This is a genomic window from Ruania halotolerans, from assembly GCF_021049285.1.
Lineage (GTDB): Bacteria > Actinomycetota > Actinomycetes > Actinomycetales > Beutenbergiaceae > Ruania > Ruania halotolerans.
Genome location: NZ_CP088017.1, coordinates 4,121,887 through 4,136,749 on the forward strand (window position 1 = coordinate 4,121,887; position 14,863 = coordinate 4,136,749).

At 67.9% G+C, this 14,863-nt stretch carries 13 protein-coding genes; 5 read left to right on the top strand and 8 right to left on the bottom strand.

What is annotated here, in order from left to right; all coding sequences use genetic code 11:
• Positions 1-89: 89 nt before the first annotated feature.
• From LQF10_RS18655 to nhaA, 3 genes are all read right to left on the bottom strand, one after another.
• Positions 90-785 carry a potassium channel family protein gene (locus LQF10_RS18655; RefSeq protein ID WP_231065347.1) on the bottom strand — a complete coding sequence of 232 codons (696 nt, stop codon included), beginning with the start codon at positions 783-785 and terminating at the stop codon, positions 90-92.
• The gene (locus tag LQF10_RS18660; protein WP_354002604.1) at positions 778-2,163 is read right to left on the bottom strand and encodes a TrkH family potassium uptake protein; all 1,386 of its coding nucleotides are present in this window, start codon (positions 2,161-2,163) and stop codon (positions 778-780) included. The genes LQF10_RS18655 and LQF10_RS18660 overlap by 8 nt, the downstream gene beginning before the upstream one ends.
• A gap of 122 nt (positions 2,164-2,285) precedes the next feature.
• Entirely contained in the window at positions 2,286-3,620 is a 1,335-nt protein-coding gene (gene nhaA / locus LQF10_RS18665; protein ID WP_231065348.1) for a Na+/H+ antiporter NhaA, read from the bottom strand.
• 183 nt (positions 3,621-3,803) lie between these two features.
• On the opposite strand from nhaA, the gene LQF10_RS18670 reads away from it, so the two are divergent.
• Positions 3,804-6,128, top strand: coding sequence for a HelD family protein (locus LQF10_RS18670; protein WP_231065349.1), 2,325 nt, complete (start codon positions 3,804-3,806; stop codon positions 6,126-6,128).
• Positions 6,129-6,184: 56 nt separating this feature from the next.
• Here the strand turns inward: LQF10_RS18670 and LQF10_RS18675 are convergent, their stop codons facing one another.
• From LQF10_RS18675 to LQF10_RS18685, 3 genes are all read right to left on the bottom strand, one after another.
• Positions 6,185-6,697 carry a hypothetical protein gene (locus tag LQF10_RS18675; RefSeq protein ID WP_231065350.1) on the bottom strand — a complete coding sequence of 171 codons (513 nt, stop codon included), beginning with the start codon at positions 6,695-6,697 and terminating at the stop codon, positions 6,185-6,187.
• Between the two features lie 117 nt (positions 6,698-6,814).
• A complete protein-coding gene (locus LQF10_RS18680) occupies positions 6,815-7,789 on the bottom strand; it encodes a LacI family DNA-binding transcriptional regulator (RefSeq protein ID WP_231065351.1) in 975 nt (324 codons plus the stop codon).
• 65 nt (positions 7,790-7,854) lie between these two features.
• Positions 7,855-9,054, bottom strand: coding sequence for a Gfo/Idh/MocA family protein (locus LQF10_RS18685; protein ID WP_231065352.1), 1,200 nt, complete (start codon positions 9,052-9,054; stop codon positions 7,855-7,857).
• A 248-nt stretch (positions 9,055-9,302) separates the two neighbouring features.
• On the opposite strand from LQF10_RS18685, the gene fucP reads away from it, so the two are divergent.
• Positions 9,303-10,631: an L-fucose:H+ symporter permease gene (gene fucP, locus LQF10_RS18690; RefSeq protein WP_231065353.1), complete on the top strand. Its 1,329-nt coding sequence runs from the start codon at positions 9,303-9,305 to the stop codon at positions 10,629-10,631.
• 10 nt (positions 10,632-10,641) lie between these two features.
• Here the strand turns inward: fucP and LQF10_RS18695 are convergent, their stop codons facing one another.
• Together LQF10_RS18695 and LQF10_RS18700 are read right to left on the bottom strand one after the other, a co-directional pair.
• The gene (locus LQF10_RS18695) at positions 10,642-11,238 is read right to left on the bottom strand and encodes a YdeI/OmpD-associated family protein (RefSeq protein WP_231065354.1); all 597 of its coding nucleotides are present in this window, start codon (positions 11,236-11,238) and stop codon (positions 10,642-10,644) included.
• Between the two features lie 152 nt (positions 11,239-11,390).
• On the bottom strand, positions 11,391-12,350 hold the full coding sequence (locus LQF10_RS18700) for an NAD-dependent epimerase/dehydratase family protein (RefSeq protein WP_231065355.1): 960 nt from the start codon (positions 12,348-12,350) through the stop codon (positions 11,391-11,393).
• A gap of 192 nt (positions 12,351-12,542) precedes the next feature.
• Between LQF10_RS18700 and LQF10_RS18705 the strand changes: the two genes are divergently transcribed.
• The 3 genes from LQF10_RS18705 to LQF10_RS18715 all read left to right on the top strand — a co-directional run bounded on the left by LQF10_RS18705 (position 12,543) and on the right by LQF10_RS18715 (position 14,842).
• Complete coding sequence (locus LQF10_RS18705; protein WP_231065356.1) at positions 12,543-13,352, top strand: hydrolase; 810 nt, start codon at positions 12,543-12,545, stop codon at positions 13,350-13,352.
• Positions 13,353-13,431: 79 nt separating this feature from the next.
• Positions 13,432-13,812 carry a MerR family transcriptional regulator gene (locus tag LQF10_RS18710; RefSeq protein WP_231065357.1) on the top strand — a complete coding sequence of 127 codons (381 nt, stop codon included), beginning with the start codon at positions 13,432-13,434 and terminating at the stop codon, positions 13,810-13,812.
• Between the two features lie 34 nt (positions 13,813-13,846).
• Positions 13,847-14,842, top strand: a complete 996-nt coding sequence (locus LQF10_RS18715) for an aldo/keto reductase (protein WP_231065358.1) — start codon at positions 13,847-13,849, stop codon at positions 14,840-14,842.
• The last annotated feature ends 21 nt before the right edge of the window (positions 14,843-14,863 follow it).

Here is a 14,863-nt window from a genome sequence, read left to right on the forward strand (position 1 = left end):
CTCACGCATCGCCATCGGCCGTGCTCCTTGCGGCACCTCGCTCCACCGCCCCTCGTGCCTCGCCACGCCTCCGCGGGGGCTCCTCAGGCTCACGCCATATCGATGAAGCGCTCGGCCTTCTCCGCCGGGCCCACCACGATCACCGTGTCGCCCCAGTCCAGCACCGTGTCACCGTCGGCGTGCGCCCACCCGGCGTCACGTTTGCGGACGGCGGTCACGTTCAGGTTGTGCTTGGACCGCAAACCGAGGGTGCCGAGGGACTTGCCCACCAACGAGGGAGGCACAGTGGCAGTGACCATCGCGAAGCCCCCGCCGATGTCCTGATAGTCAGCGATCGAACCGCGTAGCAGATGCGCCACGCGGCGGCCCATATCCGATTCCGGGTAGACCACGTGGTGTACGCCGATCTGGTCGAGAATCTGCCCGTGCGGGTCGGTGATCGCCTTCGCCCACACCTTGGGAATGTCGAACCGCACAAACCATGAGGCCGTCAGGATGGACGCCTCCAGGTCACTGCCGATGCCCACCACCGCATGCGTGAAATCGGGCACGGCGAGTTGCTCGAGTACTTCCCGCTTAGTCGAGTCCGCGCGCGCCACGTGGGTGAGCACACCACTGAGGGACTGCACGATCTCCGGGTCGGTGTCGATCCCGAGCACGTCCACCCCGGCCTGGGCGAGCTCGATCGCGAGTGCGCTGCCGAATCGGCCGAGCCCGGCCACCACCACCGAGTCCGAGGGGCTCAGGGAGGTGCGGATCTGGCCCCGGCGTGTCTTCTCAGCCAACGATCGGCCTTTCCTTGGGTAGTTCGAACATGAGGGTACGGGTCCGTAGAGCCAGGGCGGAACCAATGGTGATCGGCCCGAGCCTGCCCACGAACATGATGCCCACGAGGAGTAGGTGTGCCCCCGTGGGGAGGTCCGCGGTGATCCCCGTGGACAGGCCCACCGTGCCGAACGCGGAGATCACCTCGAACAGGATCTGGTCCAGTGAGAACGAAGTGACAATCAGCAGGATCCACGTGCCGAGCACCACCACGGCCACGGCGAGCAGCGCCACTGTGATGGCCTCCCGGTGCACCGCGCGGGAGAGACGGCGGCCGAAGATATTCACAGCGGTCTCGCCCCGCAGCTCGGTGACGATGATGAAGAACAGCACGAGGAACGTCGTCACCTTCACGCCACCGGCGGTTCCGGCGGGTCCGCCCCCGATGAACATCAGCAGGTCCTGGGTGAACAGGGCCTGGGTACTCATCGCGCCGGTATCGATGGCGTTGAAGCCGGCCGTGCGCGTCATCACCGCCGAGAAGAAGCCGAGCAGCAGTTTCGCTCCGACGTCGTGCCCGCCCAGAGTGCTGGAGTTGTTCCACTCCAGCGCCGTCAGCGTGATGGTACCGATGATGAGGAGGGACGCCGATCCGACGATCACGAGCTTGGTGTGCATGCTCCACTGCTCCGGCACGCGAATGTGCTTGCGCAGCTCGAACAGGACCGGGAACCCGAGGCCGCCGATGATCACGGCAAGGGCCACCGGCACCAGCACCCAGGGGTCCGTGGCGTAGCCCATGAGCGAGTCGCTATCGAGTGCGAACCCGGCATTGTTGAACGCCGAGATGGCCGTGAACACGCCCTTCCAGACGGCGGTCGCACCGTTCATCTCATAGGTCACCAGGAAGCGGGTGGTGAGGATGACGGCGACTGCCGCTTCGATCCCGATGCTCACCTTCGCGACTCCGAGCACCACGCTGCGCACATCGCCGATACCGACGGCACGCACCGAGGCGCTCGCCACCAGGCGGCTGCGTAGGCCGAGCCGGCGAGCCATCAGGATCGCCAACAGGGAAGCCGCGGTCATGATGCCCAGGCCGCCGATCTGAATGAGCACGGCGATGATCGCCTGCCCGAAGCCGCTCCAATAGACGGGAGTGTCCACCACGATCAGCCCGGTCACGCACACGGCGGAGGTGGCGGTGAAAAGCGCATCCTCCCACGAGGGCCCGCCGGCGGCCGGGTCCGCCACCGCGATCGGGAGCATGAGCAGGAGCGTGCCCACGGCGATCGCTGCGGCGAAGCCGAGCGCCAGCACCTTGGCGGGGTGCTGTGGAACGGGCAACCTGGGACGTCGCCGCATCGCGCGGGGGCGTGCCGAACCTGAGGAAGACACGAGTGGCAACGTAGACCTCTGCCGATCAGCTGCCAACTCCTGGCGCGGTGACCTCGATCACCCCACCGGTGCGTTGCCCTAGAGCATCGCAGTCGTTCGTCCCGTTCAGCGGGCGGCTTTGGTCAGCCGGTCGTGTCTGGCCTGTGCCGCGCCTCGGTGGGCACCGGACCTGGATCGGGATCGATCAGCCCGGTCTCCTCATCCGGGTCACCGATGTCGGTGCCCTCGGAGTCGAGCACACCGTCCTCGTTCATGTCCTTGCTGCGTTGCACACCTGCATCCCACCGCAACGTGAGGGCGGCAAGCACAGCAGCCAGCAACGAGCCGGCGAGGATGGCGGCCTTCGCTCCTGAGGTGTGCTCGGAGTCGGTGAACGAGAGCTCAGCGATCAGCAGCGCCACAGTGAATCCGATCCCGGCAAGCAGACCCACCGGGAGCAGGTCGCGCACGCCGATTCGGTCCGGCAATCGCAACGGGGTGATCTTCGTGACCACCCACGTCACACCCAGCACACCGACGACCTTGCCGACCACAAGGCCCAGCATGATCGCCAGGACCACCGGCTGGCCGAGGATGGTGCCCATGCCACCGCCGTCGACCACCGAGACCCCGGCGGAGAAGAAGGCGAACACCGGCAGCGCGATCCCTGCGGAAATCGGCTTGATGTGATGCTCGATCTGATGGGTACGGCTGTGGTGCTCACCGTGGCGCAGCATGGCCGGAACGGTCAGACCGAGCAGCACGCCGGCAATCGTCGCGTGGATTCCCGCCTCGTGCATCAACACCCAGGCCACCAACGCCAACGGGAGCAGGAGGTACCAGCGCATGGTCTTCATCCGGACCAGCACACCGAAGACGGCGATCACAGCAACGGCCGCGGCGAGGTACTGCAGGTGCAGTTCGTCGGTGTAGAACACAGCGATCACCACGATGGCCAGCAGATCGTCCACCACGGCGAGCGTGAGGAGGAAGGTGCGCAACGCCGTCGGGAGGCCGCGGCCGAAGACGGCCAGCACGGCGAGTGCGAACGCGATGTCGGTGGCGGCGGGGATCGCCCAGCCGCTGAGCGCCCCCGGATCTCCCGCCAGCACCACCACGGCGGCGTAGACGGCGGCCGGAACGGCCATCCCGCCCACTGCGGCGAGCATCGGCACACCTGCCTGTTTGACGTCGCGCAAACTGCCGGCAACGAACTCATGCTTGAGCTCCACACCGACCACGAAGAAGAAGATCGCGAGCAGCCCGTCCGCAGCCCACGTCCCGAGGGAGAGATCCAGGTGGATCGCCTCCGGTCCCACCACGACCTCGGTCAGGGAGAAATAGGAGTCCCGAATCGGAGAGTTCGCCCAGATCAGGGCGAGCACTGCGGCACCGATGAGGAGGAAGCCCCCGATCGTCTCCTGAGTCACCCAGGAACGGGCGCGATCGCGGCGGGAAGGATTGCTGGTGGACGTCATGTGGCTCCAGTACGAGGTCGGGCGCTGCGAAGGGGTCGCTGCGGCTCTGCCGACCAGACTTCCCGGCGCACCGCGGTCGAGTGTACCGACCGCCACCAGGGGTTGCACTCCGTCCAACGGGAACAACCACGGCCGGCCGGACGTTGGGCCCGGGGCCACACTGGGTGAACTGAGGGGAACTGCGTGCAGCAGGAGATCGAGTTCGAGCAGGCGTACCTGGATCTGCTCTACCGGCGGGTGGAGGCACTGCGAGCCGAGATCGCTGGCCACCTGGATCGGGCCCGCCGCGCCGACGCAGACGGGCCCACTGATCTCCTGGACCGGGATGCCCAGGTGGCGCGCCTGGAGGAGCGGGCCAACGCCCTCGACCATGCCGAGCACGCCCTGTGCTTCGGCCGGCTGGACCGCCGCGAGAGCGGTGCCACGTATATCGGCCGGATGGGGCTGCGTTCAGCAGATCTGGAGACCCTCCTGGTGGACTGGCGCGCCCCCGCGGCCGCCGATTTCTACACTGCCACCGCACGCAGCGGATCGGATGTGGTGCGACGCCGGCACCTGCGCACCCGCGGCCGCACCGTCGTCGGCCTGAACGATGAGCTGCTCGACGGTTCCGCCACAGATTCCGCCGACACCTTCGTGGGCGAGGCTGCGTTGATGGAGGCCTTGACCGCCGAACGCACCGGCCGGATGCACGAGATCGTCTCCACCTTGCAGGCCGAGCAGGACGAGATCATCCGGTCCCCGGCCGAGGGGGTGCTGGTGGTGCAAGGCGGTCCGGGCACCGGGAAGACGGCAGTGGCCCTGCACCGCACTGCCTACTTGCTCTACACCCATGCCACGATCACCGAACGTGGGGTCCTGGTGCTCGGTCCTACCGGGGCGTTCCTGGAGTACATCCACGATGTGCTCCCCTCACTCGGTGAGACGCACGCCGTGTTGGCCACCGCGGACTCCTTGGTTCCCGGGATGCAGGCCACCCGCGGCGAGCACGCCGAGACAGCCGCCGTCAAGGCCCTGCCCGTGATGGCGCAGGTGATGGCTGCTGCCGTACGCGCGCGGCAGGGTGGGCACGACGGCAGCGGGGTCACCTTCACGTATCAAGGGGACGACTATCGCCTCACCGCTGCAGTGATCGCCCAGGCCGTCGAGCGCGCTCAGCACAGCGGGTACCCGCACAACGTGGCCCGCCGCACCTTCCGGACGGAGCTGATCGACCACATCGTCGAGCTCGTGCTCACTCGCGAGCATCAGCTCTATGACTCCACCGACACCGGCTTCGAGGAGGAGCTCGGTCGTCTCGACCGCGCCCTGGCCAAGGGCGAGGACCACCTGCCTGCGAAGGTCGAGGGCGGCGGCACCGAGGTGACCGGCCTCGCCGGGGAACACGAAGCACCGCGCGTGCGCCGTGAACTGATGGCAGACGCCACCGTGACGCAGGTGCTGGAGAATCTCTGGCCGCACCTGAACCCCGCGAACCTGCTCGAGGAGCTGCTGAGCGACAGAGACCGGCTCGCCCGCGCCGCCACCGATCTACTGCAGCCGTCGCAACTCGACGCGCTGATCCGCCGCCCGGCCGAAGGGTGGGCCAGCGGTGACATCCCGTTGCTCGATGAACTCGCCGAGCTGGTGGGCGAGGACGATGCCGACCGGGACGCGGCCGCTCAGGCGCGCCGGGAGGCCGGGATCAGGTACGCGCAGCGGGTCATCGCTGCGAGCGGGAACACCGGGGCGGTGAGCGCCGAGGACCTCGCCGAGCGATTCACCGAACGCGACGGCCGCCCCTTGGCCGAGCGTGCCGCGGCCGATCGATCCTGGGCGTACGGGCACGTGATCGTCGATGAGGCCCAGGAACTGACGGCGATGCAGTGGCGGATGGTGCTGCGCAGGGTTCCGAGTGGGTCGATGACCGTGGTGGGAGACATCCACCAGACAGCGGCCGTGGCCGGCACCACCTCCTGGGAGGCGCTCGCCGATGCGCACGCGCACCGAAAGTGGCGGCACACCGAGCTCACGGTCAGCTACCGCACCCTGGCCCCGATCATGGACGCGGCCTTGCCGGTGCTGCACGCCCTGGACGCGACGGCCACCACGCCGGTATGTGCCCGCCGGGACGGCGAACGCCCGTGGCTGCGCACCGCCCACGGTGACCTCGTGGGAGAGGTGGGGGCCGCCGTCGTGAGTGAACGCGACGCCCTGGGCGGGGGGACGTTCGCGGTGATCGCCCCGCCGGAGCGGCTCGTGGAGATCGCGATGGCGGTGGAGATGGCCGTACCGGGAGCCTCGTTCGGCGCAGAGGTCGATACCACCGCCCCGTGTGTGGTGCTCACGCCGCAGCAAGCCAAGGGCCTGGAGTTCGACGGTGTCCTCGTGGTGGACCCGGGCACCATCCTGGCCGGGCGGCGCGGCCACAGCGGGTTGTACGTGGCGATGACCCGGCCCACGCGGCGGCTCGGTCTACTCGTCGACGGCGACATCCCCGAGGTGTTGAGGCATCTGGCACCAGGGTGATGCTGCGCCGCTGGCACAGGTATCGCTGCGCCTCGGTGGCTCGTGCCCGCGCGGGGTTACGCGGGTGGTGCGGCAACCTGCTCCTGCGGCGTGGTGACAATCACCCGGTCGCGGGCAGCCGTCAGGAGGAAGCGCTGAGCCACGAAGGCCACTGCCAGGATCACGAGGAGGACGATCCCGCCCCAGTTCGCTCCGGACGCGAGGGCAGCCATCGCAGCGTTGACCGGAGCCAGGGCCAGGATGGCGATGCCAAGGGTGCCGAGTACGAATGTGGGCCAGCGAACCGCGAACAGGATTGACAGCACCAACGCAGCGGCGCCGAGGATCGCCAGCCCCGGCAGGAAGGCGGAGATCATCTGATCGGCCGTGAACTCCGTGCCCGGCGTGGGGCCGCTCCCTACCGTCTGGCCGCGGCGGGAGAACTGGAACCCATACGTGAGCACCGAGTCCGAGCCCAGCGAGACTTTCATCACGATGACGGCGAGCAGGCCCAGGACGGTGGGCAGTGCGGCGGCGGCAAAGAAGAACCAGAACGCGGCAGGGGTGAGCTTCTTCGAGCTGCGGAGCATGGCGGAAACGCCTCTCGGACGTGGTGTGGGGGATGCCGAATCGTCAGAAACCGCCTGCGTCCGGTGGGATATCGAGATCGTAGCGCGCCGATGCGGCGGCCGGGTCATCCTTGCTGGTCAGCAGCCGCAGCTGCGGCGGCGCAGCAGCTCGGTGGGCAGCAGCTCAGTGGACGGCAGCTCAGTGGGCAGCACATTCTGCTCCAGCCCGAGGAGCCGATCCAGCGCCCGTTCCACCATCATTTCCATCGGCTGCGCCACCGCAGTCAGCGGGGGCCACGTGAACGCGGAGGCGGCCGACCCGTCGAAGGCGATCACCGCCATCCCTCCCGGCACGGGCACCTCGGACTCATGGAGCGCGAGCAGCGCACCCACTGCCTGCTCGTCCGAGCTGGCGAACACCGCCGTCGGGGGGTCGGGCAGAGCCAGTAACTGCAGCACCGCGCGGTACCCACCCTCTCGGGAGTAGGTCTCGGCAACTACGGGACCCGGCGGGAGCCCTGCCCCAGCCAGCGCATCGGCCCATCCGCGCTGCCGGTGCCCCCCGTCCCCGGCACCGATCAACCCCACCCGATGGTGCCCATGCTCGATCAGGTGCTCCACGGCCCGCCGGGCGCCGCCGTAGCGATCCACGCCCACGCTCGGCACACCTGCCGGGCCGCTGGCCTCGTTAATGAGCACTGCCGGCACCCCGGATTCCGCGACGGCAGCGGCATCGTTGGCGTCCATCGGCCGAGCGATCAGCATGCCGTCCACCTGGCGGGCAGCGAGTTGTTCGATCGCCTCACGCACCAACCCACCGGAGTTCGTTCGCACCAGGAGTGCGAGGCCGCGTGCGGCAGCGGACCGCTCGACCTGATCGGTGAGCTGGCCGAAGTACGGGTTGCTGACTGTGGCCACCACGAGGCCCACCTGACCGGTGCTGCCCAGGCGTAACGCTCGGGCGGTGGCATTCGGGCGATAGCCGAGAGTGCGTACGGCCTCCAGCACCCGTTCACGGGTGGCCGGCGCCACGTTCTTCGGACCGTTGTTCAGGGTGTAGCTCACGACGGCGGTGCTCACCCCTGCCGCACTGGCCACATCCGCTCGGGTCACCCGGGCTGTCCCGCCTGTGCGCCGGCCAGGCGACACCGACGGCCCGGGTGACTCGGCGGTGGGGCTCACTGCGGGGCGTCGCCGAAGTCGTCGATCGGCAGGCGTTCGCCGCCGCGCAGTGCGGATTCGTGGGCCACGATCCCGGGGAGGGTGTACCGGGCGGCCACCCAGGCGTTCACGGTCGGCATCGTCTGCTCGTTCACTGCGGTGACGAAGTCGTGCACGAGGAGGTGATGGCTGCCCATATGCCCATTGCCCAGGCCGGTCAGCTCGGGCGGGAGCGCGGAGGTGTCGTGCACGCGGGCATGTCCGGAGATGAAGGAGTCATGCAGCTTCGGGTCCACGTTCGCCAGGCTGGCGTCATCAGCGCCGGTGGCTTCGCCGGGCCGGACCAGCTCGGAGAGGTCCTCGAGTGCACCGGAGCGGTTGTGCCACACCGTGGACAGTGCATTCTGCTCAAGGATCGCCTCGGTGCCATAGAACGTGAAGCGTGACTCCGGGACGCCTTCGGCGAGTCCCACGCGGCGGAACTCGTTGGTCCGGAAACTGCCGCCGTCGGCCGTCTCGAACAGGGCGCTGGCGTTGGAGAAGTCGTTGTCGAACATGCTCACGGACTTGTCGAACACACCGTCACCCCGCTGATCGGGGATGCCGATGGCGCTCACGCTCACGGCGTGGGTGTCCCACGCGCCGAGCACGCCGCCGATGGCGTGGGTGGGGTACTTCATCGGCGGGTAGCTGGCGGTGCGCTTCCAGTCGGCGCCGCCGCTGTACTGGTAGGCGGCGTAGAAGCCGTGATCCATGTCGTGCACATAGTCGCCCTCGGCATAGAACACGCGGCCGAACGCGCCATCAGCAGACTTCTGGCGGGCGAGCACGGTGATGGGGTTGTACTGGCTGGTCTCGCCCATCATGTAGGTGAGGCCGGTCTCCTTGACTGCCTCGATGATCGCCGCGATCTCCTCGGCGGTGAACGCCATCGGTACCGCCGAGTAGACATGTTTGCCCGCACGAAGTGCCCGCACGACGAGCGGCCCGTGGGTCCACCGCTGGGTGAAGATGGCCACGGCGTCCACATCGGAGGCGAGCATCGCATCGAAGTCCGGTTCCACGCCGGCCAGGCCAAGATCGCCGACGAGGGCGGTGGCGCGGTCGGCGATCGTGTCGGTGACAGTGACACGGGAGATCCCGGGGTGGGCGTTGAACAGCGTCGCGAATCCGCCGGAGAACTGCCCGGCGCCCACGATTCCCAGCGAGAACGGCATGTGTGTGGCTCCTTAGTGGTAAGTCGGTCCACCCGAAATCTACTCGAGTAACTGACGGCGTTGCAAGGAGCTCCGCGGCAGACCCAATCCCATGGGGCCACGCCGACGACGATGTCCTACGTTCGCGCGGAAGGAACGGCACGGCTCTACCCGCGCACCACCTTGAACGCTGCGTTCTGCCTTCGCGCGGACAGAGGCCCGCTGACATGGTTGACTGCCAGCACGCGACTGCGGGGCAAGGGAGTCACATGAGTTCAACGCCGAACGACCTCGATACCACCCTGGGCCACGAACGCACCCGCTTCCTCCATCCGGGCATGCTCGTACCGTTCATCCTGGTGGTGACCTGCTTCGCCGCTTGGGGTACGGCCGCGAACATGACCGACACCCTGGTCTCCACGTTCACTTCGGTCTTCGACGACATGTCCACCGTGCAGGCCACGCTCGTGCAGTCGGCCTACTACGGCGCCTACTTCCTGCTCGCCCTGCCTGCGGCGTTCGTCAATCAGCGCTTCAACTACAAAGTGGGCGTTCTGCTCGGTCTGGGCTTGGCCGCCTCGGGTGGCTTCCTGTTCCTCCCGGCGGCCACTGCGCAGACCTTCGGGTTCTTCCTCACGGCGATCTTCTTCCTCGCTGCCGGGCTCTCCATCCTGGAGACCTCCGCGAACCCGTACGTGATGTCCATGGGCCCGGAATCCAACGCCACCCGGCGGCTGAACTTCGCGCAGGCGTTCAACCCGGTGGGAACGAACACCGGAGTGCTCTTGGCGGCGCTGCTGATCGCACCCAATCTGAGCACCCGCACACCGGAGGAACGAGACGCACTACCCCCGGGGGAACGCGAGGCGCTGCTGACCTCCGAACTGGATGCGGTGATGACGCCGTATGTCGGCCTGGCCGTGGTGCTGGTGTTGATCTGGATCGGCATCGCCGTCACGAAGGTACCCGGCCTGAACGTGCGGGCGAGCCACGAGGTGGACACGCGTGGCGCCTCGGGCCGAGTCAAGCGCCTGTTCACCAACACCCACTATTCCTTCGGCGTGGTCGCTCAATTCTTCAACGTGGCCGCGCAGACGTGCATCTGGACGTTCACGATCACTTACGCGCGAGACCAGATCGGGGCGAGCCCGACCACAGCGAACTGGTGGTTGCAGGCAAGCCTGGTCGTCTTCCTGGTGGCCCGGTTCGCGATGGTGGCCCTGATGGGCAAGATCGACTCCCGGGTGCTGATGCTGACCATGACGTGCCTCGGCGTCGTGCTCTGTCTGGTGGCAGTCACGGTGCCGAGCATGGTGGGCCTGGTGGCCGTCGTGGCGCTCTCCGCCTGCCTGTCGCTGCTGTTCCCCACGATCTACGGGATCGCACTGGAGGGCCTGGGCAATGACACCAAATTCGGCGCCGCGGGACTGGTGATGGCGATCGTGGGCGGCGCCACCGTGCCGCTGTTGCAGGGCAAGCTGGTGGACTCGGTCGGATCGGCATTCTCCTACATCGTGCCGGCCGTGTGCTTCGTGGTGATCATCGGTTATGCGATCTACACGCTGCGCGCGCCGCGACCGATCAAGGAGACGGGGTGAGTCGCCGAGACTAGGACGGTCGCTTCTTCTGTGGATGGATCGCCTCGTGCCGGGCGAGCATCGCCACGAACTCGGTGATCTTGCGTTCGCGCGTCTCGGCTCGCTTCACAGCGTTCAGCCGGTAGATCATGGCGAACCGGTTGGCCGAGGTGAGCACCTCGAACATCGCCTGGGCGTCCGGATTCGCGGCGATCGCCGCAGCCAGGTCGTCCGGCACGACGGCGGTGGCCGGGCCTGCGTAGGCCGCCTCCCATCGTCCGTCGGCCTTGGCCTCCTCGACGGCGGCACGCCCCGCAGGGAGCATCTTGCCCTCGGCCTCGAGCGTGGCCACCCGGCCCACGTTCTTGGCCGACCACTGACTGCGGGCTCGGCGCGGGGTGTAGCGCTGCAGCGAGGTGGCCTCATCACGGGATTTCGCCTGGCCATCGATCCATCCGACGCACAACGCCTCGAGGACGGCACTTTCATAGGTCAGCGTGGTGACGTGACCGCCCTTCTTGCCCAGCACGAGCCACACTCCCGGTGAGGTGTCATGGTTGGCGATCAACCACTCACGCCACGCGGCAGCGTCGGGAACCAGGAGCTCGGGCAGCGATGGGGCGGGCATAGTCGGAGCGTAGCCAGTGGTACTGACAGCCGTACTCCAGGGCACGGTGGCGGTCGAGGCCCCGACGTGGGTTGGCTGAGTGTCGCGTCTCGCCCGTTTCGCGACACTCAGGCCACCCGCGCGCCTATGAGCCCACGTCGGTGGTGGCTGCGTCAGTCCCGGTGGACGCGACCGTCAGCGATGAGGCGGGTGACCGCCTCCTCGATCGTGGCGAATGTGGAGTAGCGCGGGACGTGCCCGAGGAGGCGGCGCGCCTTCTCGATCGAATGCGAGGGCGAGCGCCCGATGTGATCCAGCGTTGCCTCGACGTCGCCTGGTTCCTGGGTGGTGCGCCACTGCTCGAACGGCTGGAACTCGATTCTCGGCTCGCGGCCGAACCAGCGGTACATGTGCTCGGCGTACCCGCGCAGATTCACAGCCTGCGGTGAGACGGCGTTGAACGCTTCGCCCACTGCGGCGCCCCACCCGTGGATCGCCCGTTCGAAGATCTGGGCGACGTCGTCGGCGTGGACGTGGTGGACCGTCTCGAGGCCGAAGTTCGGGAGCACCAGTTCGTCCCCGCGGGCGATCAGCGAGAACACCTCGGGATCGAAGTGCCCGGCCGGATTCAGCGGTACCCAGCCCGGACCGGAGATGTGACCGGGCCGCACCACGGTGGCCGGGAACCCGGTGCGGCGCGCCTCATCGAGAAGATACGTCTCGATGGCCGCCTTCTGGGTCCCGTAGTCGCCGAACGGGTTGAGTGGTTGATCTTCAGTGGCAGGGACCGTGGCGTTGTGGCCGTACACCCAGATGGTGCCGCAATGCAGAAGGTGCTGCACCCGCCCGCGCAGCGCCTCGACGAGTTCCCGGGCGCTGTCGAGCGTGAAGCAGATCAGGTCCACCACGACATCGGGCTCAAGTGCGGCAATCGCGGCGCCGAACGCACCCTCCTGTTCGGCGGCGTCGCGGTCCAGGACGACCCGTTCCACGCGGTCCCAGGCGGCATGCGCCGTGTACGGAGCGGCCGCACCCCGGCTGACATTGACGACCTGGTGGCCGGCTTCGACCAGCCGGGGCACCAGGTAGGTGCCGACATGACCACTACCCCCGATAACGACAATCCGAGACATAAGGTCCTCCGCTGATAGTGGGCGTCGGGCGGGCTCGACGGAGCCCGCGCCTGCATTCACCGTATCCCCGCTGACGTACCGACCACGGTCCGCGTTGCCGCATATCGTCGCTCCTCCAGTCAGCTCAGCGACAGATCGCGGCAATGCGCCTGCGGTGTTGCCCGCCGTCGCAGTTCGAGGAAGATTGAGAACATGCTGATCTGCGCCACCTGTGCGGTGGAGTACGACGAACCGGCCCCCGAGGTCTGCCCGATTTGCGCGGACGAACGCCAGTACTTGCCCGCCGGCGGGCAGCGCTGGACCACCGTGACCGAACTGCGCGAGGCAGGCACCACGCTTACCTGGGCCGAGACCGAACCGGACGTGTACGGCATCTCCACGCGGGACGCCGTCGGGATCGGCCAGACAGCCCAGCTCGTGCGAACCCCACAGGGTTCGCTGCTGTGGGATCCGCCCGGTTTCTTGGACGCCGACGGCGTCACTCGAGTCCGCGCACAGGGTCCCGTTCTGGCGGTGGCCGCCAGCCACCCGCACATGTTCGGGGTGCAGGTGGAGTGGGCACGTGAGCTCGGCGCCGAGGTGTTGGTGGCCGAGGCGGATGCCGACTGGCTCGGCCGGAGGGACGAGCGGATTCGATATTGGTCCGGGGTCCACGAGATCCTGCCTGGGCTCACGTTGCACCAGGTGGGTGGGCACTTCGCCGGCAGTGCGGTGGCGCATTGGGCCGAGGGGGCTCAGGGGCGTGGGCTGCTACTCACCGGTGACACCATCTTCCCGAACCCGGACCGATCCTCGGTGGGCTTCCTGCGCAGTTACCCGAACAAGATCCCGCTTTCGGCTGCCGTGGTGGAGCGAATCGCCGCGCAGCTCGCCACGCTGAGTTTCGACCGGATCGTGGGGAACTTCGGCAACATGATCGATGCCGACGGCCAGGGGGTGCTGCTCCGATCTGCTGCTCGGCACGCAGCGTGGGTGCGCGGAGAGTTCGACCACCTCACCTGAGACGCCGGAAGCGGTGCACCATGCGATCGCGTCAAACCCCTCTTGCCCTGGAGTGCGCTCCAGGAGTGACACTACGGGTATGCCTCTCACCGCACTGACCATCGCCGAAGCGGCACAGCTGCTCGGCCTCGCCGTCGACACGCTGCGCTACTACGAGAAGGACGGCCTGCTGCTGCGGCCGGTGCCCCGCTCGACCGCCGGGCACCGCCGCTACCACGCCGAGGACGTGCGCTGGATTGAGCTCGTCACACGGCTGCGCGCTACCGGGATGCCGATCCGGGACGTGCGCCGTTACGCCGAGATGGTCCGGGCCGGGACCGGGAACGAGCACGAACGTCTGGAGTTGCTGCAAGCACACCGGGAGGCGGTGCTCGCCCAGCTAGCCGAGGCTGAGGCGCACCTGGCGGCGATCGACTACAAGATCGGCCTCTACTCCGAGCGCGTCGCCATCAGCGCTTGACTTGGAGCGCGCTCCACCCGGTTGGCTCACAGACATGACACTCACTACACGCACCCTCGGTACGGCCTCCGCAGCTCTCGAGGTGTCCACCCTCGGCCTCGGCTGCATGGGCATGTCGGAGTTCTACGGAACCCCCGCACATGAAGGCGGCATCGCCACCATCCACCGGGCGCTCGACCTCGGCGTCACTTTCCTCGACACGGCCGACATGTATGGCCCGTTCACGAACGAACGCCTCGTCGGGGAGGCGATCGCAGGCCGCCGCGAGGAGGTCCAACTCGCCACGAAGTTCGGCAACGAACGCCGCGCGGACGGCACCCGCGTTGGAGTCAACGGCCGCCCTGAATATGTGCGCGCCGCCTGCGAGGCATCCCTGCAGCGCCTCGGTGTGGATCACATCGACCTCTATTACCAGCACCGGGTGGACCCGCAGGTGCCCATCGAGGAGACCGTGGGCGCGATGGCCGAGTTGGTCGCGGCCGGGAAGGTGCGCTTCCTGGGCCTATCCGAGGCGTCGGCGATCACGATCCGGCGAGCCCATGCGGTCCACCCGATCACCGCAGTACAGACCGAGTATTCCCTGTTCACCCGGGACCTGGAAACCGAGATACTCCCAGCCCTGCGTGAACTCGGCATCGGGCTGGTGCCCTACTCCCCGCTCGGGCGCGGGCTCCTCACCGGCGCCGTCACCCAGGAGTCGCTGGACGCCGGTGACAGCCGCAGCACGGGATACTTCCCCCGCTTCCAGGGGGAGAACCTCGAGCGCAATCTCACGCTGGTGCGGGCACTCAGTGAGATCGCCGGGCAGCTCGGCGCCACACCCGGCCAGCTCGCGCTCGCCTGGGTGCTCGCACAAGGCGGCGACGTCGTCCCGATCCCGGGAACGAAGCGGGTGCGCTACCTGGAGGAGAACGTGGCTGCGGCCGAGCTGGTCCTGACCGCGGACCATCTGGCCGCTCTGGCTCGTGCCGTACCCGCGGATGCCGTGGCCGGCGAGCGGTATGGGGACATGAGTTCCATCGACTCCTGACGAACCGGTGCGCGCCATCTG